The organism is Enterococcus sp., from assembly GCF_022711995.1.
Lineage (GTDB): Bacteria > Bacillota > Bacilli > Lactobacillales > Enterococcaceae > Enterococcus_D.
This window is the reverse complement of record NZ_JALAHI010000030.1, coordinates 41,492-66,465: the sequence shown is the minus strand read 5'-3', so window position 1 is coordinate 66,465 and position 24,974 is coordinate 41,492. Positions and strand designations below refer to the sequence as shown.

At 40.6% G+C, this 24,974-nt stretch carries 27 protein-coding genes and 1 pseudogene; 14 read left to right on the top strand and 14 right to left on the bottom strand.

Features of this window, described 5'->3' with window-relative positions; all coding sequences use genetic code 11:
* Positions 1 to 178 precede the first annotated feature (178 nt).
* The 4 genes from Q0A12_RS02620 (at position 179) to Q0A12_RS02605 (ending at position 1,611) form a co-directional block, all read left to right on the top strand.
* Positions 179 to 541 carry a hypothetical protein gene (locus Q0A12_RS02620; RefSeq protein ID WP_291291156.1) on the top strand — a complete coding sequence of 121 codons (363 nt, stop codon included), beginning with the start codon at positions 179 to 181 and terminating at the stop codon, positions 539 to 541.
* Positions 542 to 617: 76 nt separating this feature from the next.
* Complete coding sequence (locus tag Q0A12_RS02615; protein ID WP_291291155.1) at positions 618 to 896, top strand: hypothetical protein; 279 nt, start codon at positions 618 to 620, stop codon at positions 894 to 896.
* The gene (locus tag Q0A12_RS02610; RefSeq protein ID WP_291291154.1) at positions 893 to 1,177 is read left to right on the top strand and encodes a hypothetical protein; all 285 of its coding nucleotides are present in this window, start codon (positions 893 to 895) and stop codon (positions 1,175 to 1,177) included. Before Q0A12_RS02615 ends, Q0A12_RS02610 begins: the two co-directional genes overlap by 4 nt.
* Positions 1,178 to 1,260: 83 nt before the next feature.
* Positions 1,261 to 1,611 (top strand): DUF2200 domain-containing protein, encoded by a 351-nt coding sequence (locus Q0A12_RS02605; RefSeq protein WP_291291153.1) that lies wholly within the window; start codon positions 1,261 to 1,263, stop codon positions 1,609 to 1,611.
* 254 nt (positions 1,612 to 1,865) lie between these two features.
* Here the strand turns inward: Q0A12_RS02605 and rsgA are convergent, their stop codons facing one another.
* Positions 1,866 to 2,813 carry a ribosome small subunit-dependent GTPase A gene (rsgA, locus tag Q0A12_RS02600; protein WP_291291152.1) on the bottom strand — a complete coding sequence of 316 codons (948 nt, stop codon included), beginning with the start codon at positions 2,811 to 2,813 and terminating at the stop codon, positions 1,866 to 1,868.
* Positions 2,814 to 3,374: 561 nt separating this feature from the next.
* On the opposite strand from rsgA, the gene Q0A12_RS02595 reads away from it, so the two are divergent.
* On the top strand, positions 3,375 to 4,376 hold the full coding sequence (locus tag Q0A12_RS02595) for a DNA/RNA non-specific endonuclease (RefSeq protein WP_291291151.1): 1,002 nt from the start codon (positions 3,375 to 3,377) through the stop codon (positions 4,374 to 4,376).
* Positions 4,377 to 4,439: 63 nt separating this feature from the next.
* On the opposite strand, the gene Q0A12_RS02590 is transcribed toward Q0A12_RS02595, so the two are convergent.
* Positions 4,440 to 4,682 (bottom strand): LexA DNA binding domain protein, encoded by a 243-nt coding sequence (locus tag Q0A12_RS02590; RefSeq protein ID WP_291291150.1) that lies wholly within the window; start codon positions 4,680 to 4,682, stop codon positions 4,440 to 4,442.
* A gap of 196 nt (positions 4,683 to 4,878) precedes the next feature.
* Between Q0A12_RS02590 and Q0A12_RS02585 the strand changes: the two genes are divergently transcribed.
* Entirely contained in the window at positions 4,879 to 5,211 is a 333-nt protein-coding gene (locus tag Q0A12_RS02585) for a helix-turn-helix transcriptional regulator (RefSeq protein ID WP_291291149.1), read from the top strand.
* Between the two features lie 59 nt (positions 5,212 to 5,270).
* Here the strand turns inward: Q0A12_RS02585 and Q0A12_RS02580 are convergent, their stop codons facing one another.
* Positions 5,271 to 6,293 carry a Gfo/Idh/MocA family oxidoreductase gene (locus Q0A12_RS02580; protein ID WP_291291148.1) on the bottom strand — a complete coding sequence of 341 codons (1,023 nt, stop codon included), beginning with the start codon at positions 6,291 to 6,293 and terminating at the stop codon, positions 5,271 to 5,273.
* A 173-nt stretch (positions 6,294 to 6,466) separates the two neighbouring features.
* Here Q0A12_RS02580 and Q0A12_RS02575 point away from each other — a divergent pair.
* From Q0A12_RS02575 to Q0A12_RS02540, 8 genes and pseudogenes are all read left to right on the top strand, one after another.
* A pseudogene (locus tag Q0A12_RS02575) lies at positions 6,467 to 6,844 on the top strand (HIT domain-containing protein).
* Between the two features lie 38 nt (positions 6,845 to 6,882).
* A complete protein-coding gene (locus Q0A12_RS02570; RefSeq protein ID WP_291291147.1) occupies positions 6,883 to 7,365 on the top strand; it encodes a GNAT family N-acetyltransferase in 483 nt (160 codons plus the stop codon).
* Between the two features lie 345 nt (positions 7,366 to 7,710).
* Positions 7,711 to 8,076: a hypothetical protein gene (locus Q0A12_RS02565; protein WP_291291146.1), complete on the top strand. Its 366-nt coding sequence runs from the start codon at positions 7,711 to 7,713 to the stop codon at positions 8,074 to 8,076.
* A gap of 12 nt (positions 8,077 to 8,088) precedes the next feature.
* Positions 8,089 to 8,541 (top strand): hypothetical protein, encoded by a 453-nt coding sequence (locus tag Q0A12_RS02560; RefSeq protein WP_291291145.1) that lies wholly within the window; start codon positions 8,089 to 8,091, stop codon positions 8,539 to 8,541.
* 132 nt (positions 8,542 to 8,673) lie between these two features.
* Positions 8,674 to 9,216 carry a sigma-70 family RNA polymerase sigma factor gene (locus Q0A12_RS02555; RefSeq protein ID WP_291291144.1) on the top strand — a complete coding sequence of 181 codons (543 nt, stop codon included), beginning with the start codon at positions 8,674 to 8,676 and terminating at the stop codon, positions 9,214 to 9,216.
* Complete coding sequence (locus Q0A12_RS02550) at positions 9,206 to 9,988, top strand: hypothetical protein (protein WP_291291143.1); 783 nt, start codon at positions 9,206 to 9,208, stop codon at positions 9,986 to 9,988. The genes Q0A12_RS02555 and Q0A12_RS02550 overlap by 11 nt, the downstream gene beginning before the upstream one ends.
* Positions 9,989 to 10,534: 546 nt before the next feature.
* Complete coding sequence (locus Q0A12_RS02545) at positions 10,535 to 10,681, top strand: hypothetical protein (RefSeq protein ID WP_291291142.1); 147 nt, start codon at positions 10,535 to 10,537, stop codon at positions 10,679 to 10,681.
* 79 nt (positions 10,682 to 10,760) lie between these two features.
* Positions 10,761 to 10,943 carry a hypothetical protein gene (locus Q0A12_RS02540; protein ID WP_291291141.1) on the top strand — a complete coding sequence of 61 codons (183 nt, stop codon included), beginning with the start codon at positions 10,761 to 10,763 and terminating at the stop codon, positions 10,941 to 10,943.
* Between the two features lie 257 nt (positions 10,944 to 11,200).
* Here the strand turns inward: Q0A12_RS02540 and Q0A12_RS02535 are convergent, their stop codons facing one another.
* The 11 genes from Q0A12_RS02535 to dgoD form a co-directional block, all read right to left on the bottom strand.
* Positions 11,201 to 13,174, bottom strand: a complete 1,974-nt coding sequence (locus tag Q0A12_RS02535; RefSeq protein WP_291291140.1) for an ABC transporter permease — start codon at positions 13,172 to 13,174, stop codon at positions 11,201 to 11,203.
* Between the two features lie 3 nt (positions 13,175 to 13,177).
* On the bottom strand, positions 13,178 to 13,936 hold the full coding sequence (locus Q0A12_RS02530) for an ABC transporter ATP-binding protein (protein ID WP_291291139.1): 759 nt from the start codon (positions 13,934 to 13,936) through the stop codon (positions 13,178 to 13,180).
* A 94-nt stretch (positions 13,937 to 14,030) separates the two neighbouring features.
* A complete protein-coding gene (locus Q0A12_RS02525) occupies positions 14,031 to 15,014 on the bottom strand; it encodes a sensor histidine kinase (protein WP_291291138.1) in 984 nt (327 codons plus the stop codon).
* Entirely contained in the window at positions 15,007 to 15,699 is a 693-nt protein-coding gene (locus tag Q0A12_RS02520; protein ID WP_291291137.1) for a response regulator transcription factor, read from the bottom strand. The genes Q0A12_RS02525 and Q0A12_RS02520 overlap by 8 nt, the downstream gene beginning before the upstream one ends.
* Positions 15,700 to 15,824: 125 nt before the next feature.
* Entirely contained in the window at positions 15,825 to 16,874 is a 1,050-nt protein-coding gene (locus Q0A12_RS02515) for an AI-2E family transporter (RefSeq protein WP_291291136.1), read from the bottom strand.
* A gap of 383 nt (positions 16,875 to 17,257) precedes the next feature.
* A complete protein-coding gene (locus tag Q0A12_RS02510; RefSeq protein WP_291291135.1) occupies positions 17,258 to 19,021 on the bottom strand; it encodes a 1-deoxy-D-xylulose-5-phosphate synthase in 1,764 nt (587 codons plus the stop codon).
* A 220-nt stretch (positions 19,022 to 19,241) separates the two neighbouring features.
* On the bottom strand, positions 19,242 to 20,567 hold the full coding sequence (locus Q0A12_RS02505; protein WP_291291134.1) for an NAD(P)/FAD-dependent oxidoreductase: 1,326 nt from the start codon (positions 20,565 to 20,567) through the stop codon (positions 19,242 to 19,244).
* Complete coding sequence (locus Q0A12_RS02500) at positions 20,554 to 21,519, bottom strand: ABC transporter ATP-binding protein (RefSeq protein WP_291291133.1); 966 nt, start codon at positions 21,517 to 21,519, stop codon at positions 20,554 to 20,556. Before Q0A12_RS02500 ends, Q0A12_RS02505 begins: the two co-directional genes overlap by 14 nt.
* Positions 21,520 to 23,055: an ABC transporter permease/substrate-binding protein gene (locus tag Q0A12_RS02495; RefSeq protein ID WP_291291132.1), complete on the bottom strand. Its 1,536-nt coding sequence runs from the start codon at positions 23,053 to 23,055 to the stop codon at positions 21,520 to 21,522. It lies immediately after the preceding gene.
* Between the two features lie 271 nt (positions 23,056 to 23,326).
* Positions 23,327 to 23,800, bottom strand: coding sequence for a hypothetical protein (locus tag Q0A12_RS02490; RefSeq protein WP_291291131.1), 474 nt, complete (start codon positions 23,798 to 23,800; stop codon positions 23,327 to 23,329).
* 18 nt (positions 23,801 to 23,818) lie between these two features.
* Positions 23,819 to 24,967, bottom strand: a complete 1,149-nt coding sequence (gene dgoD / locus Q0A12_RS02485) for a galactonate dehydratase (protein WP_291291130.1) — start codon at positions 24,965 to 24,967, stop codon at positions 23,819 to 23,821.
* Between the last annotated feature and the right edge of the window lie 7 nt (positions 24,968 to 24,974).

The following is a 24,974-nucleotide window of genomic DNA, read 5'->3' as shown; positions in this document are numbered from 1 at the left end:
CTATGCCCCTCTACTTTCGATCTCTTTGTATCGACAATACTTCCTATGCTTCCCTAGCGACGTGCACGTCATTTTTCTTTGTATAGGTGGTCACGTTTTTTGGTGGCAAAATTTAAAGAACTGTTCGCTTTACAAATACGAACTAATGTTTGTATTATAGTGGTGAGAGGTGATTCTTATGGGCATGATTCAACCCTACGAAGATCGGAAAAAATTAAAATGGCAAGGATTTTTTTTATCGGAACACACAACAGAAGTTGGACAGGATGAGCGTCAGCGTCATTTTATTTGGCCAGCAAAGCCAGCCATGACTAGCGAAGCCATCAATGATGTATTGAGTTTAGCCAGGATCAAAAATCGAGCAGTCGCGATCCAGTGTGAAGAAGTCAATGAAGAAGGCTTATACCCGCCGGATGTCGTTGGTATGATTCAAAGTTATGATTCTTTAGGTATTTATATTGATGGACGCAAAATACATTACGATGAAATACGCCACATTTCCTTTTTTGAAGACACAAAATGGTTCGCACTGGATGAATGAGAATAAGCGCAGTCCAGCAGATGAGTGTGTCTTTTAGTAAAAAGGTGTAAATCTATTTTTGAGGAGGTCTTCCCTTATGCAAACAATCAAAGGAACAGTGACAAAGATCCGGTTGTTGACGTTTACGTCTTCGCCCCTTGTCCGCTTTACTTTAGGAACGACGAATTGTTTGATCAATCGCCATAGTTTATCGTTTCTGGCAGATGTCACGGAAGGCATGTTTTTAGTGGCAGTTGGTGAAATGAATGAGCGGAAACAATTCGTTGTCCGTAAATACGCTGTACGGGGGAAAACAAAAATCATGATGGACATTGAACAATTGTCTCAACAACGAAGAAAGGCGGTTCTTTCATGAGGGCGCGGGATTTGCTGACAGCATTAACCACCACAACGCAACAAGAGTATCAGGGCATTTATTTAAGTCATAAGGAGACGTTGATTCCTTTTACTACCATTGCACAAGATACTTCTGGGAACTTGGTTCTATTCTTTGAACCCAATCGTCCCCCACTATCGATCAAAGAGCTTTATACCAGCTTAATGCTGCATAAAAACTTGCCTCTGCTCTACTGGGACGGTGAAGAACGGCAAAAGGTCTATGGGTTTCGTGAAGAAAATCGGCAGATCATTCTCTGATTCTTTTACCATCAGCAACTAAGGACTTTCTGTTAGTCTATGCTATACTATAGTCAATAAAGCAGTTTTATTGGAGGTGTGGAATGGGAAATCAGCGGCTATTTGCAATGCCTTTTGCAAGTGTTTATCCCCTCTATGTACAGAAGGCAGAACGTAAAAATCGTACCCAAGAAGAAGTGGATCAGATTATTATTTGGTTGACCGGTTATACAAAAGAAGAATTGTCTTATCAAATAACTGAAGAAGTATCAATGGAGCGTTTCTTTGCAGAGGCACCTAATTTGAATCCTAACAGAAGAATGATCAAAGGTGTAGTCTGTGGTGTTCGTGTAGAAGAAATCTCAGAACCTTTAATGCAAGAAATTCGTTACCTGGACAAATTGATTGATGAATTAGCTAAAGGAAAAGCTTTGGAGAAAATTTTTCGGACTTAATCTCTTGAGACTTTTCCCAAGAGGGATTGCGTTTCGTTGTTTGATTACGTATAATTAGGCTACCTTGGCAGGGGCAAACCATTTGCTTCGATCCGCTGGACAGGACTTGTTCAGCGGATTTTTTCTTTTTTTCTAAGATCACTAAAAAAAGCGCTAAGACTTTTTTGCAAGAGTCACCTATTGATTCGGCTCTTTTTATAATCGAAAAGATTCGAATCAATAGGAACTTTGCTCAGTCTCAACACTTGGTAGTATTATTTTCTTTTCCGGGCTTGAAAATCTTCTTTTCGCTTCAAATAAGCCATTTCCTTCTCCATTTTGCGATAGCGGTTAAACAATTCCTGAGAGAGTTCGCCGGAAGCTAAGGCTTCTTTGACGGCGCAATTCGGTTCTGTTTCATGCCGACAATTTTTAAAGCGGCAGTTTTCAGCTAATCGTTCAATCGTCTGATAATGACGATCCAACGAAGAAGCAGTTACGGTTTCTAAGCTAATTTCTCTCATTCCTGGAGTGTCAATGACCATTGCGCCATTCGGTAAACGAAATAATTGTCTGCTTGTTGTCGTGTGGCGCCCCCGTCCATCTTCTTCACGGATGGCACTGGTTGTCTGTCGCTCATCACCCAGTAGTTGATTGAGCAAAGAGGATTTGCCAACACCGGAAGAGCCGATAAAAGCAACAATGCTTTCTGGCGTTAAAAAGCGGTCAAATTGTGTCCGCTCATCAGTGTAAATGGTGGTAGCCAACACCGGCAAGCCAAATGTCAGTTTCAGCTGATCAACGATTGCCGCTGTTTCTTTTGCATCGATCTGATCGATTTTCGTTAAAACAATGACTGGATTAGCCCCGCTATCCCAAACAATCGTGACAAATCGTTCCAATCGAGCGAGATTAAATTCTTCATTGGCGCTTGTTGTAAGAAAGACAGTTGTGACATTTGCTGCAATTCCTTGTTCATCTAGGCGATTTCCAGCAACCTTTCGTTGCAAGAAGCTTTTTCGGGGCAAAACGGCATCAATTAAAAACTGATTTTGATCATAGCAATGGCCCACCACCCGATCGCCCACGATGGGATAGTCTTTCAACGCTATTGCTTGCTGGCGAAACTTCCCGGAGACGCGGGCATAACGTTCTTCTCCTGAGGGCAAGACGACTTTTGCCAGATCCTTTGCTTGAAAGATAACGATTCCTTGATTTTCCATGAATTCCCTCCATTATATTTGGAGGCATCACTCTATAAAGGGAAACCTCCGTGATATTGACGTACACTATAAGTTTTCATATGACATTTCTCCTTTCGTGAGTAAATTCATCGATTGATGTATCTTATTGATGTATCTCTAGTATAGCATCTTAGCTAAGTGATTGGCTAGATATTGGTTGATTTCCCCTCTGGTGCTCGGGTCCCCTTTCTTCTCCTCAGGTATGCCAGAGAGCCTCCCCTAAAAATTGTACAGCCCCTCTCCTCTTTTCGTTCCCTGTTGTTTATCTTTCCTTGTATCCTTCCTCATTGAACGGCATTCCCCTTCTTGTGATTGGCGGTGAGTGAATTTGTGAAGGTTGCGTTATATAACTTCCCTATTTTTATTGCTTTCTTCACGAAATAACCGTTAAAAATGAGATTCTTCGTTTCACCTGTTATTTAAAAAGTGGTATGATAGGACCAGAATATTTTTTTCCTCCTTTTATTGAAACTTGCTGGCAAACAGTCAGTCAAAGACGGTTATGCAAAAAAGGAGCAAAACATAGGTTAGGAGCATATCATGGCAAAGAAACTTATTGGGACGATCGGTCTTTTGGTGGCTGCTGTCCTTGGTATCGGACTATATACCCAAACCCAAAAAGAACCGACCCCTGCCCCATCAAGCAATTCTTCTATACAAACAAATATACAAGAATCAACCAAAGGGACTTCGCAGACTTCGGAGGTACCAGAAACGTCTTCAAAAGAAACTCAATCAGCAAATGATTTAGCTGAATTGGTGTACCAAGGAACACAGACGATTCCTATCAACGGCAATGTTCCTACTTTCTCTCAAGAGACCCTCTCTACAAAAACCGGTGCCTGGGAAAAGTATGGAGACCTCGATCATTTAAATCGAGCCACTTCTGCGGAAGCTATGTTGAATCAGTCGCTTATGCCTACTGAAAAGCGCGGGGACATCTCAAGTGTCACACCGACTGGCTGGCACAATAAAAAGCTGAAGAAAGGCTATCTTTATAATCGGACGCATTTGATCGGTTTTGCTTTAGCTGGAGAAAATGCCAATTGGAAGAATTTGATCACAGGAACGCAGCAATTAAATAATCCCGAGATGCTGCGCTATGAGATGGATATCAAGTATTACTTGGAACAAGACCCCAACCATTATGTTCGATATTCGGTGACCCCTATCTACCGAGGAGACGAACTAGTGGCTCGTGGTGTTCAGATGCAAGCCCAATCGATTGGGGATGACACTATCCGCTTCAATATTTATATTTTCAATATTCAAGACGGTGTAACGATCCATTACCAAGATGGGACAAGCGTTCTTTCTGAAGAAACCTCCGCTACGACCAGCACTACGACAAAAAACAGTGCATCAACTTCTGAAGATGAAAAAGAATATGTGGATGCAAAGGGAAATGGATTGATCAAAGGATCGAAAAACGGCATTTATCATTTGCCAGGTACAAGAGGCTATGAACAGACAACAAATCCAAAGGAATGGTTCAAAACGATTGGGGAAGCAAAAGCTGCTGGTTATCGAGCACCAAAATAAAAAAGCCCTAGGGCTTTTTTACTTTGAGAAGATTCCTCGTGATTTCACTGAAAGTGCTTGTTCCTAACAAGATTTTTGTAACTCATTGACATAATTACTGCCTGCTTCTGTTAAACGCAATGTCCGGGACTTTGGAAACTTCTCTCTTGTGATGAGTCCTTTATTCTCCATTCGCAGTAAATGGCGATGAATAAGCGACGTTGACTTGATTCCCTCATGAGCACAAATCTCGCGGATAGACGGTGAACGCTTCTGTTCCTGCTGATAAGCATCAATAAATAGTAGAATTCGATCTTTTCTAATCATATTTTCCTCCTGGGGGTAGAAGACAAAAGCAACGAACAATTTGCAAATTTAAACGTTTCATTCCCTATAGGTAATAGTATAAATGATAAATTCCCTGTAAACAACAGTTTTTGAAGAAGTCGCTGGCTTTTCATCGCATTTGTTTTCTTTTGACTTTATGATGAAAAGAACAGAAGAAAAAAAGTGAGGCGTTGGTATGAGTTTTGGCGAAAATCTAAAAAAATTCCGAGAAGAAAAACAACTCGGCGTCAATCAATTGGCTTTGAAATCTGGAGTCAGTGCAGCGCAAATTTCTCGCTTTGAAAATGGTAAGCGTAAAACTCCCCATGTAGATACTGCGAAAAAATTGGCAAAAGCACTTTCTGTTCCACTCCCATTATTGATAGGTGAATCTGTTCCTAATGAAGAAATTCAGTATGACGAAAACCAATGGCGAGTAGCCAACCAAATCAAAGATATGACCGAAGAAGAAATCACGGACATCTTGGAATATATTGCTTTTGTTAAGCAAAAAAATAGAAAACGCTAATTGAAAAAAGCTTTCTACTTCTAATTTTTTAGAAGCAGAAAGCTTTTTTCTTTGCTGAATCAGTGCGGAATGATTTCTTTGATACTGTCTTCAAGGATCTTCATTTGGACTAATGTTTCTTCGTCCTTGACTGTTTTAGGCTTGCCATTGATGATAGCTTCGTATAGACCAGCATAAACGCGGCTATAGTCCCCTACTTCGGAAACAACTTTTTCCTCGTGGTAACCTCCTTCGTCATCATAATAAGTCAAGAGGCCGTAATGCTCAGGCAAATCGACGCCAAAGTCCGCATGGTCCGGCATATAAAACATTTTTAAATGCTCTTCTTGGCGGTCTTTGGTTTGCTTGACGAACATCCCTTTCTTCCCATAAACGACAAAGCTTGGCCGTTCTTTGATGCGGAAATAGCTAGATTTGATCGATACCTTCAACGGACCATAGAAGAAATCTAGATCAAAGTAATCATTCATGCGATTTGGACCTAAAAGTTGCCGAACTTCTGAATGATAGGTTTCTGGTTCACCAAAATAAGACAGCACTTGATCAATGGTATGGCAAGCATGACCATAGAGGTAACTACCATTGATGGAGAATTCTTGCGTATTTTCCGGAATTTCAGGACGATAGTAGTCGAAATGCATTTCAACTTCAAGCAATTCTCCTAGAACACCACTTTCTATCACTTTTTGAACAGTCAGAAAGTCAGAGTCGTAACGGCGATTTTGGTAACATTGAACCAGTAAACCTTTTTCTTTTGCCAAAGCAAAGAGTTCTTGCGCTTCGTCATAGGTTTCAGTAAAAGGTTTTTCCACTAATACATTTTTCCCATGCAGCAATGCATCCTTGGCTGTTTCAAAATGTAGATGGCTAGGCGTAGCCACAACAACTAATTGGATTTCTGGATCATCATAGATATCATTGATATCAGTTGTATAGGTCGTGCCCGGAAGCTTGGCCCACGTATCGCGAATCACTCGGGAATAGATTGTTTTCACGTGGATCTTATCGGATAATTTAGTAGCAAATGGCAAGTGATAGCGATTGGTACTTTTCCCATTGCCAATATAAGCAATTGTTAGCATAATTTTGACGCCCCCATTTTTCATGATACTTCCATTATAGTCAAACAAATCAATAGATGGAAGAAAGAACCCTTTTTGCAGCTATATTATGTGCTTTATTTAAGCAAATGCTGAAAAAAGCGCTTATCATTTTAGAAGGAATGGGCTATGATTGATTGAAAAAGGAGAAAAAAATGAACTGTCCCTTTTGTCAGATTGTAACCAGACAGCTTCCTGGAACAATCGTTTATGAAAATCAATGGACGATGGTAATCCTTCCTAAAAATGCCGCTGTAGACGGCCACCTATTAGTGATACCAAAACAACATGTAACGTCTATTTTCACCTGTGACGAAGACTTGTTGGCGTAAGTCACTAAGACAGCAAAAAAGGTGGCGACCGATTGCGTGAAGTCTGGTAACTTTGAGGGGATCAATTTTTTAAGTGCCCATGGTGCTGCCGCTCAACAATCCGTCAATCATCTGCACATCCATTTGATTCCTCGAAAAAAAGGCGACGGCATCAATGCTTGGCCCGATTTTCATGACAGTAAAAAAGTAAGAAGGATATGAACGTGTCGTCAATCAAACAATGAAAGAGAGAATAATCAGTGGATATTCAGTTAGAAAAAGTTACCTACCAAACATTACCGATAGCGTATCAGATACAAAAAGAAAGTTTTAAGCAGCTGTTTGAACACTATCAGGATACGAAGACTTCCCCATATCTGGAAACGTATGAGAATTTCTCTAAAAAGTACCAACGGGAGAATAATTATTTTTATTTGATTCAAGCGGATGGATCAGCCGTCGGATTTGTGCGGATCGTTCTCTCAGAAGCCCCCTCGCTTGTGGGACGAGTGGCTCCTATCTGTATTTTGCCTGCGAATGAAAACCAAGGGATTGGGCAAACAGCCTTACGGTTAGTCGAAGCTAAATTCTCGTCTGTGAAAACATGGCAATTAAGTACGATTTTGCAAGAAACCCGCTTACTTTCATTTTATCAAAAACTCGGTTATCAGCTATCAGATCATACGAGTCCAATCATTGCTGGTATGGATCGCGTATTTTTTACAAAATACATCCGCGAATGATCATGGATCAGCTATTCGATCATTCATTGAGGGAATGATCGATCTGTGTTACCCAAGACAGATGCTTTCAAAAAAATTATGGTGGTGGCGATTTTTGTTTACATAATATTATGTCGGTAAACAACCCGCTGTATTTTTATCTCTATCAAGTGAGAGGTCCTTCAATGCACTTGTTATTAGAGTAACGGAGGTTTTATCTCACCTACCTTACTTCTGCTTTTTTCTTAAATTATGAAAATTTCTGCATGAAGTATTTTCCACCATCTTCTGTCAATGCTGCGAATCTCTGCTATAATTAATTAAGAGTTTTCAGACTAGATAATTACTATATAAGAAGGTGTCTTCATGAAACAGCATCCACCAGTATGGATAAACTTGCTCTTTATCTTTCTTCTTGTTATGGGGGCAGATCTTCTGAAGCAAGTTATTACCAATCATTTTCAATTTATTGATTTGCTGCAAGTATTGGGTTATCTTTTCTTTCTTTTGTTCTCTTTCTTCATTCGGCAACTCCCTGCTGTCTGGCGCAGGTTTCTGATAGGAACAGTCCTTTTCATTGGTGGTGGCATCCTGTCGCTTTTATTTGGAAATCCCTTTGAACTTGCGGCTTGGACCCTTTACCTTATAGGTGCATTTTTTGGTGCGTTTTTGTGGGATCATTTTTGCCAAGGATTTAGCATTCGTTGGCTGTATGATAAAATAATTCGTTAAAGGAGTGTTTCGATGGATTGGCGTAACGATCGGATCAAAGCGTGTCAAACTGGTACAAATCCAATGCTTATAAAAGAATTAATAGGTGGTTTTGCGGTTTTTGGTGATACGCAATTTTTGCCAGGTTACTGTGTCTTGTTGCCTAAAAAAACAGTTGGCAGCTTAAATGAGTTTTCACTTAAAGAAAGACAGGAATTCCTCGTTTCAATGAGTATTCTTGGGGATGCCATTTTAGCGGCTTGCTCACCGTTACGAGTCAACTACGATATTCTTGGTAATACGGATCAATTTTTACATGCACACGTTTTTCCACGTTATCTATGGGAAAAAGAAGAACGTCGTTCCAAACCGGTTTGGCTATACTCAGCGTCTCATTGGACAAGTCCCCTTGATGCCTATGATGAAGAGAAGCATTTAGTGATCCGTCAGCGGATTGCTGCTTATCTAAATGATTTCGCTGGATGAATGAAATCTCTCAATAATCAATAAACGCTCATTGGCTCTTTTTTAAGAGCTTTTTTTATTAATAAAAGATTTTTCTAAAACGGTGATAGGAAATAGTCGAAGCCTTCGTATAATAGATAAAGAGGTGAAGAAATGGACGATCAACAACTCATTCATTTGATTAAAATCAAAGATTATTCCGGCTTGGAACAATTGATTGACAACTATGGATCAAGTATTCTTATGACCATTCATCGAATCTTACCGGCTCCCCATGAACAGAGTGATTGGCCGGATGTAGCAAATGAAGTATTCTATGAAATCTGGCGGAAAATCGAAGCTTATGATCCTAAGAAAAGCAGTTTTGTCACTTGGGTCTTATTAATTACTCGAAGCCGCGCAATCGACCGCAAACGCAAGTTGAATCAATCGTTTCAACAAGAAGATATCGCGGAGCACGGCCAGCTGGCTTTCCAAGAGTCACCATTGAAGGAGGAAGAATTTCTGATTTGGCTGGAAGAATTAACTGCAGTCGATCAACAAATTTTTCTTTTGTATTATTTTTATCAGGAAAGTCCCGATCAAATCGCCCAACAGCTTGGCTTACAGACAACAGCAATTTATAACCACCTATCTCGCGGCAAAAAACTTCTTAAAAAAATTTGGAAAGAAAGGATGAATAGTGATGAATTTTAAGCAGATCGTAGATTCAGAAAATCGTCGGCTAAGAAATGAGGTCACATCAGAAGAGAAAAGTCATCTTTTAGAGGACAGCAAAACCTATATCTTTTTTCAGGATCTGATCATGGATATCCAATCTCTTTTAGAGAAAGACGAAACTGTTCAAGGCTATCTTCCTCTTACAAGTTCTGGCAATCTTGCTATCAGTAAGCAAGGAATCAGCGGTTTATCTTACGCACGCACAGAACGGGCAAAGCAGTATGTCAAAGAGTTCAAGGATACCCGAAACAATCAATTACTTGTTTTTACAGAAAAACGTATTCTGTTTCTGGTTATTATTGACTATTTAGACAGTCAGACCTATTTCAGTTATCCCTACTCTTCTATCTCGGCATTTTCATTGAAGCCGCGGAAATTAAATCGCTATGAAAAGCCGGAAGATGAGGAAATCATGTTTTGGGCTTACTTTGATTTTCAATCGGATAACAACATTTTTAGTGATGTGTTGACAAAGAAAGATTTTGTTCTGTTCCAACATTTTCATGATACGATTCCTGCCCTGAACAAAATTCCGATCATTGAAAATATACAACGGAAAAATCCTCTAGATTATATCGTTAGTAACTGGCACTTCAATTATCGGTTTATGATGCTGGTCAATATGCTCCTGATTCTCTTAGCCATTGGCTTAGTTTTAGGAATCGTATTTGGAGTTGGTATTTTTAAAGACTGGTATTATCGTAATTTGATTGAGATGATTTATCTTCTGCCTTACTTTGGACACTAAATATGTTATAATAATCAAAAATTAGCGAGAGAAGACCTATTTATTCCGTGAAAAGAAAGTTAGTTGTTCCCCTGCTTTTACCTTGCTGTTAAGCGGTTGTTCTTCAAAAGGAATAGAAAAAGCCACGGAATATCCCAGTAGTCAAAGCCCAGCGACTAGCGAAACCATAGAATCATCATCTTCTTCTACGTCTGCTTCGCTAGCTGAAACGGATCCTGCGATTGAAGTTACTAGCCCGTCTCAAAACGAAACTGTGGCAACAAAGACAACAGAATCTGCGAGCGCCTATCCTTATCAAGTGGATATGACTCAACAAGCGTCGTTGCTGATATTTTCTTTTGAAGGATACAATGTCCCTGATTCTGTTGCAATCGATCAAAAGAATTCGGAAGTGACTTTTAAGAATTCCTCTCAGATGATTCTCTCATCAGTCGCTATCAAGCAACGATTACCACAATTCCTACAAAAACGATTCATGTGTTTAGTGAAGGAACGAATCAAATCCGTGAAGTCAAGCTCAATACCTAGATTTCAGTCGGTGAAGTGTTGGATGGTAGGCAAGATCGTCAAGATCACCATGGGGCAATGTATCTGTTTTTCAACCATACGGGTGGTCTTTCTCTCGCAACACCGAACTATGCTGGCAATGTGCCTGCCGATCAGATGGATGTTATGCTGGAAGTGATCCAATAGTATCCGATCAATGACTCAACCTAACTGTTTCTATTCCTGTGTTTATTCCTAATAAATTTGCTGTTGTGGAGGAAAATCGATGAATCTCAAACGTTTTGTTCAATTGTTTATTTGCTATCTTGTATCTATGGGCGTGGCTGTTTTAGTAACGAATGTCTTCCATATTTCCCATACGTGGCTCTATGTACTGGTGGCCTCTATTATTGGTTACATCACATTAACCATTCCGTTAGTGGTGATGACGATGCGAAAAAACAAATAGTTCAAAAATCAGGTTATTGCCCCTCGCCTCTTTTTCGGCGTAAGCATCCGGATTGCTTGTTTTGCAGAGGCTGCTTCTGGTTCTACTGGCGGTGATTAGGGATCATCTTTTCTAGCGTAATGAATCGGTGAAAACAAGCAGAGTTATCTAAGCAAAAATAAAAAATACCCAAAGAGTCAATCGTTTCTGTAACGCTAAAGAAACGTCTCTCCTTTGGGTATTTTATTGCGCCATTTAGCTTATAGCAACAACAGCAGTCATTGCTCTCGTTCTACAAGTCGGTAATAGACTTTTGCTGTAATGAGGTACACCAGTAGATAAACCACCGCGAATGCCACGACGGAAATAACCGTCACGCTGATCAGTAAGTTGCGGTCGGTAAGTCCGAAAAGTAAAAGTAACTTTTGAATCAGAGGAAACGCAAACGCAAGGTGGATGATGGCTGCTATCAGCGGAAAAGAAAAAATCATCAATACTTGCTGTTGAATCACTTGTTTGACTTCTTTGTGGCTTAATCCGACTTTCTGCAAGATCTCAAAGCGTTCTTTGTCTTCCATTCCTTCAGAGACTTGCTTGTAATAGATGATCAATGTAGCTGCTAAGATAAAGATCAGTCCAAAGATCAAACCTAAGAAAAAGAATCCGCCTGTGAAGGTTTTCGTCTGTATTTGGAAAAGATCTTTTGATTCGATGCTCGCATTGGGATCAGTCTTTCGCAATTTCTCTTGAATCTCTTTGCTGAGGGCTTCTCGATTACTGCCATCGGATTCTTGAAAATCAAAAACGGTGATTACTGCTGGCTGTTGGTACATCAGAAAATCTTTTTCCTGATACCATGTGCTTAGTTTTTCTGAAAGCCATGCATCATCAACGACTAATACCAATTGTTGAACAGGATTTTCTGCTTGGGTAAAAGGTGGCAACTCCGTGAGTGATCGAAGAGTGAACGAACTATTATCGATCGTTAGCTCTTTCGGCAAGGCTTGATTTGTCCAATTTTCTGGAAATACCAATAATTCATTTTTCCCTGGTCCTTCTTTCCCCGTTATTCGTTGGTATTCTGTACTTGTCAGGAATATGAGAAAGACAGCTTTTTCTAAGTGTTCGCTGTTATCTTCAAATGTAGTCGAAGGAGTCAGAGTATTTCCATCTACGGTGAAAAGCAAGTTTTTAGTAGTAGTTACTTGGTGTCGGTTTTTGAGGGTTACTTTCCCTTCCAGACCATCGATGGTGCTGTTCAATTGTTGTGAATCAGCCTCGGATTCGATTTGGAAGTCATAAGGATACCGAGTTTCCACCACATTTTTTTGGCCAAAATAAAGGCTGGCTGTTGTAGCAACGGTCACTAAAACCATCGTCGACAAAATACAAATACTAGCCAGACCTGCAGCATTTTGTTTCATCCGATAAAGCATCGTTGACACATTAATGAAATGGGTCGTTTGATAATAATACGTGGAACGTTTCTTTAAAAATTGCAAGGCTTTAATACTGCCGGAAATAAACAGCAGATACGTAGCAACGATCACAAGAATCACCGCAACAAAAAAGAGAGCCAATGCACTGATCGGCGACTGGATGGTGACAGAGATCGTATACCCCACTATCAAACAGATGATTCCTAGAAGGGCTAAAAAACCTTTTGCTCGCGGTTCTTTTTCGTTACGCTTGCTTCCTTGCATAAGCTCGATTGGCTTGGTTCTCCGGACTTGGAGCATATTAAATAGAAACAAGCAGCCATAGACGATCAAAAAATAGAGAATCACAAGGCCGATACTTTCCACAGAAAGCTCAAAGACAAAGGAGGCTCCCACGTCTAGAATTCTTTTTAAAATTAGAAATCCCAGTCGTGCAAACAACAGACCACCAACTAGTCCTGCGACCAGACTAATGAGACAGCTATAAAAAAGTTCCCAAAAGACCACCAATGCAATTTCTCGTTTTCCTAGTCCTAATACATTGTATAGCCCAAACTCCTTTTGACGTTGTTTGATCAAAAAATTGTTGGTGTAAAAGGAAAAGATGGCGGCGAAAATCATTAAAATGATATTTCCTAGTCGAAACATAAAAATAGCACTTTGACTACTTGGCAGCTTATTCATCCCGGGGTTATTCACAATGATTTGCGTCATCATAATAACCGCCACCAGCAGGCTCATGGACAGTAAAAACGGTGCATAGGCCTTGGTGTTCTTACGTAAATTGGAGAAGGCGATTTTTTGAAAGAACATTCCTTACTCCTCCTTTGCAAAGACAGCCGTCATGGTTTCCGAGATGGCTTCTAGAAAAGCTGTATTGGTTCGTTCTCCGCGATAAAGCTGATGGAAGACGTGTCCGTCTTTGATGAATAATACCCGTTGTGCTCGGCTTGCTGCGATGGAACTGTGAGTGACCATGATGATTGTCTGCCCATTTTGATTGATTTGTTGGAACAGTGCCAGCAATTGATCCGAGGTTTTTGAGTCCAAAGCGCCAGTCGGTTCATCTGCTAGTAAAAGATCGGGTTTTGTGATGATGGCTCGTGCCACTGCGACCCGTTGTTTTTGGCCGCCAGACAATTCATAGGGATAATGTTGCAGGAGGTCGGCAATTCCCAGTGTCTGTACCAATGGTTGTAATCGTTGCTCCATTTGTTTGACGGGCACTTTCGATAAGACCAATGGCAGCAAAATATTGTCTTTGACGGAGAAGGTGTCCAATAAATTGAAATCTTGAAAAACAAATCCTAAATGATCTCGACGAAAACTGGCGGCATCCTTTTCTTTGATCGTCGTCAAATCGACACCGTTTAGCTCAAGCACACCTGCTGTTGGCTGATCCAGTGTTGCCATCAAGTTCAACAGGGTACTTTTTCCAGAACCAGATTCCCCCATAATTGCGACATATTCCCCTTGTTCTACGGCAAAGGTGATATTTTTCAATGCTTCCACTGGTTGGCCGTTTAACTGGCTTTGATAGACTTTTTTAACTTGTTGAATATTTAATAGTGGCATTACTCTCTCCCCTTTCCTTTTTAGCATAAGCCGTTGAGAAGAAAAAAGCGACTTACAATAAAAAACGCAAACTTACAGTGTTGAAAGTTTGCGTTCAAAAGAAGTCTTTCGTGGGAAAATGAATTGCCACAGTGGTTCCCTTCCCTACCTGGGAATCAATCGTGAGCTGACAGCCGATTTTTTCTGCCGCTTGCTGGCTCAAATATAACCCTAAGCCACTGGCTCGTTGCTGAAAGCGCCCGTTTTGTCCCGTATAGCCTTTCTCAAAAACCCGCGGTAAATCTTCTTGCCGGATGCCGATCCCGGTATCTTGAATCAACAGGGCATTGTCCTGAGTGAAAATTCGGATTCCCCCTGTCTCCGTGTACTTCAGGCTATTAAAAAGAATTTGTTCAAAAATGAACGTCAACCATTTTCGATCGGAAGTCACGGTCAAGTCAATGGCTAAATCCAGCTGCAAGTCTTTTTTTGAGAAAAACAAAGCATATTTTTTGATGGCTTGGCGAATGAGGGGCTGCAACACGATCGGTTCGAAAACAAAATCCTCATTGGTTAAATTTTGCCGTAAATAATTCAGCATCATCTGCAAATAATCATTCACTTTGAATAATTCGGCTTTGACGTCAGTTGGCGATAATCCATCGCTTTGCACCAATAAGTCCATTGCTGCTAATGGGGTTTTGATCTGATGCAGCCACAGCCCAAAGTCTTCGTAGATTTCTTCGTTTTTCAAAGCGGCTTTGTACTCAGCAGTAGTTTTTTCTTTGGCTTGCCGCTTGAGTAGTTGCTGGTATTCTTCTTCGATCCCATTCCTAGCAGCAGGCAAAAAGGCGAGCGCCGCTTCCGTCAGCATTTTTTTGGCCAACAAATTTTGTAGCTGGCGTCTTTTTTGAGCATAGCGAATATACTGCCAGATAGAAAGCAGTCCTAAAATCACTCCCGTAAACACCAGATAATCTACGAAGGGCTCTAAGGGGAGATGATGGAGAAAAAACAACCCGAAGAGTCCGCCGCTAAACAAGAGAAAAAACAAATAGAACTTGCCGTACAGTAAAAAATACTCCTTTAGATTATTCATAGGCTTGTTCCCTTTCAATCAAATAGCCTTTGTTTTTGACGGTTTGAATCAAATCAGACAATCCAATGAGGCTCAATTTCTTTCGCAAACGGGTCATATTAACGGCTAATGTATTGTTATCGATAAACTCTTCGCTATTCCAAAGCATCTCAATAATCGTCTCTTTGGGAACGATTTTCCCTTGCTGTTGCAAAAGCAGGGACAGAATCCGAGATTCATTCGGCGACAAGGGCAAATGCTCCGTTTCATTTTTTAACAAGTTTTCAGTTGGGTAAAATGTGAGTTCACCTAATGAGAAGGTCAATGTTTGTTGGTGACTATATTGATAACTTCGACGCAACAGTGCTTGGATTTTTGCCAAAACGAAAGCCAAATCAAAGGGCTTCGTCAAATAATCATCCGCGCCCATATTCATGGCCATGATTTGATTCATTTGCTGGTCCATCGACGAAAGAAAAATGATCGGTACTTCAGAAACCTTGCGAATTTCTTGGCACCAGTGATACCCGTTATAATAAGGCAGTGAGATGTCCAAAAGCACCAAATCAGGATCTACCTCATGAAACTCTGTCAAAATAGCATCAAATTTTTTTGCGGGATGACACGCATATCCCCATTGTCTCAAGTAATCTGCTAAAACAGAAACGATCGTGGTGTCATCTTCTACAAGATATATTTTTTGCATAGCGCTCTCCCATCCTAAATTGGCGATTTACTACAAACAAGTGTACCAGAAAACAAAAAGAAACGTCTAGTTGAGAAAAATCAATCTAGGCGTTTCTGCATTCCGTCTGGTAGCTGATTGTTCAGTCAGTCTCCTTCACTCGGCGCGCTTTTTTTAAGCGCATCCCGGATCGACGGCACTTGTTTGATCTTCATTAAATCTAATAAAAAGGTGAACAATGGAATCCCAACGATCAGTCCCCAAATCCCAAAGAGATGCTCGCCTAAATATAAGACGATAAAGGTATAAAACATTGGAATCTCCGTTTTGTGGGACATAAGTCGTGGATTGAGTACATAAGACTCAAGGGCATGAACAAAAATAATGATCAGTAACACATAGACAACATCATTGAGTCCGCCGACGGTATAGGCAATGAACGTTAATGGAATACAGGAAATGATGACTCCTGCTACCGGAATCAAGCTCAAAAAGAAAATCATCAGTGCCAAGCTTAACAGTTGAGGAAAGCCCATGATAGCTAATGCCAGTACCGTAATCACTGTATTAACAACGGCAATCAATAACTGGGTTTCGATCACACTACCGAATGCGCGGGTAAATTTTTTTGCGAGATAATAAACGTCTTCAAAAAACCACGAAGCGCTCCCTTGCAAAAAAAGTTGCGAAAAGGCGACGGTCTTTTTATTGTCGATCATAAAGAAGAAACTCAACAAGAAAGAGATCAATACCGTTAACGCCAACTCACCGAAATTATAGAGATAATTAATAACGACCACTACCCCATTTTGAATTTTTTGGACGTAATCGCTTGTTTGAACCATATGCAGCAAATACTCCAATAATTCGTTGTTAGAGTCTGCTTTTTGATAAAAATCAGTGACTGATTTGATTAATTGGGCAGACTGATCCAGAATGACTGGTACGTACTTGGTAATAACTAAATATACCAAGAAGACCACGATCAAGTACAACACAATTGAAAGCAATTTGATGGAAACATTCACTTTCTTACGAATCAGCTGAACCAACTTGAAAATTAAATAAGTAAAAATAAAGGTTAACAAAATAATGGTCATCATACTGCGAAATAGAAATAAGACGCCACAAATAAATAGTAACACGGTCCACCGTCTTAATGGGACGTTGGCAACAAATCGATGGTAATAATTCATGAACACGCTCCTTTTTTACTCAAGACGACAAGTCGCAGTCGTCCATATCCTCTCAAAACTATCTAACCACTTTTTCCGCCAATTATCAAATGCTTTCAAACATTTGGCGGCTGTGCAAATAAAATTAGTGACGAAGCTGCTAAAAGAACCTAGAGTTATTAAGAGCTGTGTTGGTTTGCTTGCAAAAAAGGCTGTCAAACTCTTTTTATGGTTACTTTAAGGTTTCTATGACATAATGGATGGTGACATAATGATTTACAGTCTGTTTTAGCGGAAACTAAAGCAGACGACATTTATCAAAAAAGCGGCTCTTCAATGGTTGATTGAAGAGCCGCTTTTTCTTGTGCTTGCTCGAGTTTGATTTTTCTTAACTGTAAAATTGCTTAGTGTGTACTAGAAAATTCTTCCCGAACGGCTTGAAGAATTGCATCAACGGTCAATCCATTCTCTTGCAATAGTTCGCCAGCTTGATAACGGTCATGAAAGGCTTTATCTAAGCCAAGGTTGATCACCCGAATCGGTGCTTTTCCTAAATAACTAGCGACGGTTTGACCATAGCCGCCCTCAAGCAGTCCATCTTCAAGTGTGATCAACAATTGATGGTCAGTGACTAAACCAGACAATGTCTCCGTATCTAAACCAGAAATAAATTTAGGATTAATGACCGTCGGTTTGATCCCTAGTTCTGTTTCTAGTGTAGCAGCTGCTTTTTTAGCTAATCCAAGAGCGTTCCCTACACCAAGTAAGGCAACTTGGCTGCCGATTTGAATGCATTGATTTTTATTCAGTTGACGATAGTCGGTTTGGTCTGCTGCTCCTGATTCAAGGGGACCAACTGGAACACGAATTGCTACCGGATGTTCTGTTTGATCGATGGACCAATCCAGCATCGCTAAATATTCTTCTTTAGTGGTTGGTGCGAGATAAACCAGATTAGGAATATGGCTCAAAAATGGAATATCAAAGATTCCTAAATGACTTTCATCATTCATACCAAAGGCAGAAGCCCCATAAACTAAGATCGTTCCCGCCACATTGTTCAAAGATAGATCATGAGAAATCTGATCAAAGCTCCGTTGCATAAAGGTAGAAAAAACTGCCCAAACCGGTTTTGCGCCATTTTTTGCCAGACCTGCAGTCATGGTTGCGGCATGTTCCTCTGCGATCCCTACATCAACAAATTGTTTGCCCGCAATTTTCCGTTGTTCAGGGGTAAAGAGGACCATCGGCGTACCTGCATTCACAGCGACGACGGTTGGATCCTGCGCCATTTTTTCTAAAAGATAGTTAGACGTTACTGTCGAATAGGTTTCTCCACCGGCGTTAGCAGCAAGATAATCCCCTGTTTCAAGGCTAAATGGTCCACCAGCATGGAATTTTTCTCGATTTTCTTCCGCAAACTTGAAGCCTTTCCCTTTAATGGTATGAATGTGCAAGACAACTGGGTGGTCGCTATCTTTAACTTGAGTAAATAGGTCGATCAATGCGGTGAGATCATTCCCATTGTCAAGGTAATGATAGTCGAAACCTAACGCTTTGAAAAAGTTATTTTCTGCTTGCCCTTTCGTTGCACGTAAGTCTCGAAGATTTTTGTAGAGACCTCCGTGGTTTTCTGCAATCGACTGATCGTTGTCATTTACGATCACGATCGTATTGGTTCCAGTCTCAACGATATTGTTCAAACCTTCATAAGCTAGACCACCGGACAATGAGCCGTCACCTATGACCGCGATCACATTTCCCTCTTCATTTTTCAAGTCCCGCGCTTTGGCAACACCATTTGCCAAAGACAATGAAGTAGAGGTATGACCGACTGTAAACAAGTCATGGTCACTTTCTTTAGGATTGGTGTAACCAGAAACATCACTATAATGAGCAGGATCCCAAAAAGCTTCTCCCCGACCAGTCAGCATTTTATGCACATAAGTTTGATGAGAGACATCAAACACCATTTTATCTTTTGGCGAATCAAATACGGTATGTAATGCCACCGTCATTTCAACTACACCTAAGTTGGGGCCATTATGCCCTCCGTGATGGCTGATTTTTTCCAATAAGACGGTTCTTGCCTCGTCTGTCACTTGTTGCAATTCTGCAATGGATAATTTCTTCAAATCCGCTGGATCTGTGATTGTTTTTAATAGCATCAAAAAACTCCCTTCTCTGTTAGACAGTATACTGCTTCACCTTAACTTTAAGTCAAGCAGTTTTTGAAACTTTTTCACGAATAGCCATTCGTTCTTTTTAAGAGAGACCATGAAAAAGAGACAAAAAAGGCTCACCTTTTCTTACTGAGCTGTGGCATCAGTAGAAAAGGTGAACCTAAAAGCAGGTTTTCTGCTTGTTGTCATAATGGTAGTTCTCTCTTTATAAAATGTAGGATAAATCACTTGCAGGAGTTGGATAAGCAAAAATCAATGCTGCGATCTCTTCATGACTGATCTGTTTTTCCAAAATCAAGTAGAACAGATTAATCAATTCATCTGCAATAGTTGAAAGACAGGTAATCGCAACGACCCTGTCCCCTTCGTAAACCAGTTTCAGCTTAGCAACAGGATCGTTGACACGACGATAGGTAAACCAATTAGTAAGGTCGATCGTTTCACTATGGACATGAGGGTTTTCTGCCAGTTCCTTTTCGCTTTGACCAATCCGTGCCAGTTTCAAATCACCAAAAACGATGGTCGGAATCAACGGATACTTGATTGCTGTTCGGTTATCCTTCTCGCTCATAGAAGCGACGGCATATTTTGCTTCAAAGCTTGACACAGGGGTCAGCTTAGGTTGTTTTTTCGCCACTACATCGCCGCAAGCAAAAATTCGCGGGTTGGTCGTTTCCAAATAGTCATTGACTTTGATCCCCCCTTTGGAATAATCAACACCGGCATTCTCCAAGTGCAAGGATTCAACATTTGGGATACGACCGGTGGCACCGACAACATAGTCCGTCGCTAAAGCAAAGTCTTTTCCTTGCAATGTGTAGCCCTTCTTCGATTGGGTGACGGCTTCAATCTCGACGTTAAAGTGAAAGGAAATCCCCTGTTCTTCTAATTGTTCAACAAAGGTGTGCACCAATTCTTGATCAAAGGCTTTCAGTGGTCTGTCATTATGATGAATGATATGCACCTCTGCTCCTGCCGCTTGCGCAATCACAGCAAGCTCAAAAGTAATATACCCCGCTCCTAAAAAAGTAATTTTGTCAGGTAGTTTTTCCAATGCCAAAAAATCGGTACTGGAATGCAAGTATTCTTGTCCTTTAATTGGTAAAACTGCAGGCCGTTGGCCAGTAGCCAGTAAGAATTGCTCCGCTGAAAGGGTCTCTGAACCAATCCGTAGCGTTTGATCATCGATAAATGTTGCTTCTCCTTCATAGGCGTCGATGCCGGAATCAACTAATCCTTGCTTGGTGCTGGTAGGCACATGGTCCGTATAACTGCGCTTGAAAGCCATTAAGTCTTCCCAGTCAATGCCTAGCGTTCCTGTGATTCCCTTCCCTACTAGGTGAGCGGCTTTTGCCTGTGCTTCAACGGCGCTCATCAGCAGCTTCTTCGGGTCGCAACCACGATTCGGGCAAGTCCCTCCCCAGAGATCGGCTTCAACGATTGCAACAGTCTTGCCTTGTTCACTAAAAGAATAGGCTGCAGCAGTACCAGCAGGACCACCGCCTACAACAATGACATCATATTTTTTCATCTTGCTCCTCCTGACTTAAAAAATGAAAAATATCCGAACGACGAACTTCACCGACGACTTGTTCTTGTTTTGTCACTATCAGACTTTCATGGCTGGTCAAGATTTGATATATCTGTGATAGAGGCGTCTTCACATCAACAGCTATCCCTTCTTGCAAAGGAGAAACGTTTTGATAATAGCCAGCATCAATAATTGCCTGAAGAGAGTCATTTTTCTGTGCTCCTTGTGTTTCATCAAAAAAGGCCCGAACGAACTCCGTTTTAGGTTCTGTCCGTATTTTTTCAGGTGTATCACATTGAACCAACCTGCCTTCGTTCATTACCCCGATTCGATCCCCGAGTTTTAAGGCTTCGTTCATATTGTGGGTCACAAAGACGATCGTATTGCCTAATTTCTTATGCAAATCCAATACGAGATCCTGCAGATTCGTGCGAGAGATCGGATCAAGTGCACTAAAGGGTTCATCCATCAAAATGATGTCAGGTTCTGCTGCCAACGCCCGCAAGATCCCGATCCGCTGGCTTTGTCCCCCAGAAAGTTCTGCCGGCATTCGTTTTTTGAAGGTTTCTGGCTCAAGCCCAACTTCCGTGAGCAGTTCATTGACCCGTTGATTGCGACGATTTTTATCCCATCCCAACATTTCTGGAATGATTTCAATATTCTCTTTGACCGACATGGTTGGAAATAACGCGATCTGCTGCAACACATAACCGATTTTCCAGCGTAGTTTTTGCAGTTGATAGTCTTTCACTCGTTTTTGTTTGAAATAAACATTGCCTTCCGTCGGTTCGATCAGTCCATTGATCATTTTGAGGGAGGTGGTTTTTCCGCTTCCAGAAGGACCTACCAGTACGAAGATTTCTCCTTGATGAATGGAGAGGTCTAACTCTTTTAATACGACTTGGCCTTCGAATTCTTTGGCAACTTGCTTAAATTCAATAATTGGCTCCATTTAGTTTCCCTCCCCAATAATCTTTTCTTTTTTCAGGAAATCACGAGCAACATCTGCCGGTTGTTTCTTCTCCACATTCACTTGATAGTTCATGTCAATCATCTGATCTTCTGTGATTTTTCCTGATAGTTTTTCCAATGCTTTGACAACTTGCGGATGTTCAGCTGCAAATTCGTCTTTCATCAATGTGGCGCCTTGATACGGTGGGAAAAGTTGGCGATCATCTTCTAACACCACCAAATCATACTGTTTGATCTCACTGTCTGTTGAATAAGCATCGATCACATCCACATCCTTGCTCTGGATTGCTTGATAACGTAGTGCCGGTTCCATACTTTGGACAGAATCAAAAGTCAATCCATACTGTTTTTGGATGCCACGATAGCCATCATCTCGATCGATGAACTCTAAAGTAAACCCAGCCCGCAGCTCTGATTCGTGGGCAACTAATTGGGAGATTTTGGTGATCCCTAACTCTGTTGACTGCTCACGACGCATGGCTAAGGCATAGGTGTTTTCATAAGTCATTGGCTCTAACAGACGCATATGAAACTGGTCACTAAGTAATTTTGTTGCTTCTTGATACGTTGCCTCTGGAGAACCATCGATTTTGGTCTTTTCCGGAACTTTGACCAGACTTTCTAATACGGTACCTGTAAATTCGGGATAAATATCGATCTGGTCATTTTTAAGGGCACTAAATAAAAAGCTGGTTTTCCCAAAGTTGGGTTTGATCTCAACCGTTAAACTAGGGTCTTCTTCTTCAATGACAGCTTGGTACATATTAATAAGGATATCTGGCTCCGAGCCGAGTTTGCCGGCAATCGTTACTGTTTTCGTTGAAATTGGATTATATTGGGCAAAAAGAATCCCGCCAATCCCTAGAAAAAGAACGCCCAAAGAAATCAGTGTTGTTTTCATACTGCGATTTTGTAAAAAACGAATCAACCCACTGAATAAAATCGCTAATAAAGCCGAGCTAATGGCCCCGAGAAGTGTCAGACTAGGATCATTGCGGTCGATCCCCAGTAAAATAAAGGTCCCTAAGCCGCCAGCACCAATCAATGCGGCCAATGTAGCCGTTCCAATGATCAATACCAACGCTGTCCGTACTCCGGAAATAATCACCGGCATCGCGATAGGCAATTCCACTTTGAATAGTTTTCGCAAGCGAGACATACCGAAGGCATCCGCTGCTTCTTCAATCGATGGATCAATTTCAGAAAGTCCGATATACGTATTTTGAAAAATTGGCAGTAAGGCATAAACCACCAGTGCAATAAGGGCTGGAACGGTGCCGATACCAACAAAAGGAATCAACAATCCCAATAATGCCAACGAGGGAATGGTTTGCAGAATACTTGTGATCTGTAAAACAAATTCTGCCATTCGTTTCTTTTGGCTCAGTAAGATCGCCAATGGAATCGCAATCAGAATCGCTAAAATCAGCGCACTCAATGAAATGGCTAAATGTTCAAAGATCGCTCGCAACAACTCCTCCTTCCGCTCACTAAATGTTTGAATGATCTCATTCATAAATAATATCCTCCGCTTTTCAAGTATGCTTTAAGTATAGCTGAATGCCCAATCCCAACAAAAAGATTAGCTCAAAAGGGAAACTATGACATAATGATTTGAACCATTTGTGTTTTTCTATTCTTCAAAGAAATATTTTTTGAGCTAAACAGTTTAGCAAAAAAAGCTTAAGCTATTCTCTTAAAAGTCAATTTTAATCTGACTTTTAAAAGAAATAACCTAAGCTTCAGAATTTGCAATTTTACCCGCGACATCTATCTTACATGATTCTTTATTTGTTTTTCTTTGTATCTGCTATTTTTTCACTCGTAATCTTGGAAGATAATCCTAATTTGATAAAATAATTTGCTATTACTGAAAACTCCTCTTCAAAAAAGAGAGAAAGCTGATTATGCTTAAACTTATAAAAGGTAACAATGGTCTGTTTTTCTGATGTTGCTTCAATTTGGATAGTCGTGAACTGCTGATACATACCATTTAAGAGCCCAAATTTAATGAGCTGCTTTTCTCCCAATCCTTCTTTTAAAAAGCCAATCGAACCGATCATGATTGCGAAAGCCATCAACTTAATTTGATCAGCCAAAATTTGGGGCCAAAAGGTTAAGAGTATTATCAACATCAGAAAAAGAGAGAGCCTTCGTTTAATTTTACTAGTCTTAGCAAATAATCTGATTTTAGACTGTTCTTTTATCTGGATACCTAAAAGAAGTAGCAAAAAAATGAGAATAATACTTGCTTCAGCCATCCTATCTTCCCTTCTACTTTACCACTCTGCAATAGTACCATCATAATTTTTCCATTGAGGATTTGTCCAAATTAGTCCTTCTTGTGCGATTTCTTTTATGCGTTCCTCATCCATTTCCAAACCAAGTCCAGGTTTAGTTGGTAAGTCTACGTAACCGTTTTTATATTGGAAGATTTCTTTATTTTTGACAAAGTCTAGTAAGTCAAATCCCTTGTTGTAATGAATACCTAAACTCTGCTCTTGTATAAAAACGTTTGGTGTACAGGCATCAACTTGCAGTGTGGCTGCTAGAGCTATTGGACCGTATGGAGCATGTGGTGCAACGGCAATGTCGTAAGCTTCAGCCATAGCTGCAATTTTACGGGTTTCTAATATACCTCCGCACAATGCAACATCAGGTTGGATAATATCGATCGCACCTTGTTGAAAAATCGATTTAAACTGCCAACGAGTATATAATCTCTCCCCCGTTGCTAAAGGAATAGCGACAGAATTTGCTACATTTGAAAAATATTCTTCATTTTCTGGAAGAACAACTTCTTCCAAAAACATTGGATGATATGGTTCCAATGCTTTTGCTAAAACTTTTGCCATTGGTTTATGAACTCGACCGTGAAAGTCAACACCAATATCCAATTTATTGCCAAAGCGATTCCGAATCGAGGAAACCCGATCCACAACTTCCGAAATTTTTTCGTAGGAGTCAATATAGTGTAGTTCTTCTGTCGCATTCATTTTTACAGCAGTAAACCCTCGATCAAAGCGATCTTGCGCTTGGTCAGCGACTTCATTAGGGCGATCACCACCAATCCAGGAATAGACTTTGATGCGGTCACGCGCTGCTCCTCCCAATAATTCGTAAACGGGAATATCTAAAGCTTTTCCTTTGATATCCCATAATGCCATTTCCAATCCAGATACAATCGTTCCATGAATTGGTCCCCCTCTGAAAAATGAACGGTGCATTTCTTGAAATAAACGCTCAATTTCAAATGGATTTTTTCCAATTAAAAATCGATTTCCTACTTCATATGCCCCAGCAACAACTGTTTCCGTTTTTGTACCAGAAATCATTTCCCCCCAGCCATCGATTCCTTCATCGGTAGAAAGTTTTACAAATATCCACCGAGGTTTCACCTTGTATACGGTAATTTTAGAAATTTTCAAAGTTGAT

What these genes read in the sequence shown, in the direction of transcription:
- Q0A12_RS02505 (WP_291291134.1), bottom strand. Translation starts at nt 20,567, where the DNA reads ATGAAAAAATATGATGTCATTGTTGTAGGCGGTGGTCCTGCTGGTACT.
- Q0A12_RS02530 (WP_291291139.1), bottom strand. Translation starts at nt 13,936, where the DNA reads ATGCCACTATTAAATATTCAACAAGTTAAAAAAGTCTATCAAAGCCAG.
- Q0A12_RS02615 (WP_291291155.1), top strand. Translation starts at nt 618, where the DNA reads ATGCAAACAATCAAAGGAACAGTGACAAAGATCCGGTTGTTGACGTTT.
- Q0A12_RS02515 (WP_291291136.1), bottom strand. Translation starts at nt 16,874, where the DNA reads ATGAATTATTACCATCGATTTGTTGCCAACGTCCCATTAAGACGGTGG.
- Q0A12_RS02495 (WP_291291132.1), bottom strand. Translation starts at nt 23,055, where the DNA reads ATGAATGAGATCATTCAAACATTTAGTGAGCGGAAGGAGGAGTTGTTG.
- Q0A12_RS02490 (WP_291291131.1), bottom strand. Translation starts at nt 23,800, where the DNA reads ATGGCTGAAGCAAGTATTATTCTCATTTTTTTGCTACTTCTTTTAGGT.
- Q0A12_RS02550 (WP_291291143.1), top strand. Translation starts at nt 9,206, where the DNA reads ATGAATTTTAAGCAGATCGTAGATTCAGAAAATCGTCGGCTAAGAAAT.
- Q0A12_RS02510 (WP_291291135.1), bottom strand. Translation starts at nt 19,021, where the DNA reads ATGCTATTAAAAACAATCACAGATCCAGCGGATTTGAAGAAATTATCC.
- Q0A12_RS02620 (WP_291291156.1), top strand. Translation starts at nt 179, where the DNA reads ATGGGCATGATTCAACCCTACGAAGATCGGAAAAAATTAAAATGGCAA.
- Q0A12_RS02520 (WP_291291137.1), bottom strand. Translation starts at nt 15,699, where the DNA reads ATGCAAAAAATATATCTTGTAGAAGATGACACCACGATCGTTTCTGTT.
- Q0A12_RS02560 (WP_291291145.1), top strand. Translation starts at nt 8,089, where the DNA reads ATGGATTGGCGTAACGATCGGATCAAAGCGTGTCAAACTGGTACAAAT.
- Q0A12_RS02580 (WP_291291148.1), bottom strand. Translation starts at nt 6,293, where the DNA reads ATGCTAACAATTGCTTATATTGGCAATGGGAAAAGTACCAATCGCTAT.
- Q0A12_RS02555 (WP_291291144.1), top strand. Translation starts at nt 8,674, where the DNA reads ATGGACGATCAACAACTCATTCATTTGATTAAAATCAAAGATTATTCC.
- Q0A12_RS02540 (WP_291291141.1), top strand. Translation starts at nt 10,761, where the DNA reads ATGAATCTCAAACGTTTTGTTCAATTGTTTATTTGCTATCTTGTATCT.
- Q0A12_RS02585 (WP_291291149.1), top strand. Translation starts at nt 4,879, where the DNA reads ATGAGTTTTGGCGAAAATCTAAAAAAATTCCGAGAAGAAAAACAACTC.
- Q0A12_RS02595 (WP_291291151.1), top strand. Translation starts at nt 3,375, where the DNA reads ATGGCAAAGAAACTTATTGGGACGATCGGTCTTTTGGTGGCTGCTGTC.
- Q0A12_RS02525 (WP_291291138.1), bottom strand. Translation starts at nt 15,014, where the DNA reads ATGAATAATCTAAAGGAGTATTTTTTACTGTACGGCAAGTTCTATTTG.
- rsgA (WP_291291152.1), bottom strand. Translation starts at nt 2,813, where the DNA reads ATGGAAAATCAAGGAATCGTTATCTTTCAAGCAAAGGATCTGGCAAAA.
- Q0A12_RS02535 (WP_291291140.1), bottom strand. Translation starts at nt 13,174, where the DNA reads ATGTTCTTTCAAAAAATCGCCTTCTCCAATTTACGTAAGAACACCAAG.
- Q0A12_RS02565 (WP_291291146.1), top strand. Translation starts at nt 7,711, where the DNA reads ATGAAACAGCATCCACCAGTATGGATAAACTTGCTCTTTATCTTTCTT.
- Q0A12_RS02610 (WP_291291154.1), top strand. Translation starts at nt 893, where the DNA reads ATGAGGGCGCGGGATTTGCTGACAGCATTAACCACCACAACGCAACAA.
- Q0A12_RS02590 (WP_291291150.1), bottom strand. Translation starts at nt 4,682, where the DNA reads ATGATTAGAAAAGATCGAATTCTACTATTTATTGATGCTTATCAGCAG.
- Q0A12_RS02605 (WP_291291153.1), top strand. Translation starts at nt 1,261, where the DNA reads ATGGGAAATCAGCGGCTATTTGCAATGCCTTTTGCAAGTGTTTATCCC.
- Q0A12_RS02500 (WP_291291133.1), bottom strand. Translation starts at nt 21,519, where the DNA reads ATGGAGCCAATTATTGAATTTAAGCAAGTTGCCAAAGAATTCGAAGGC.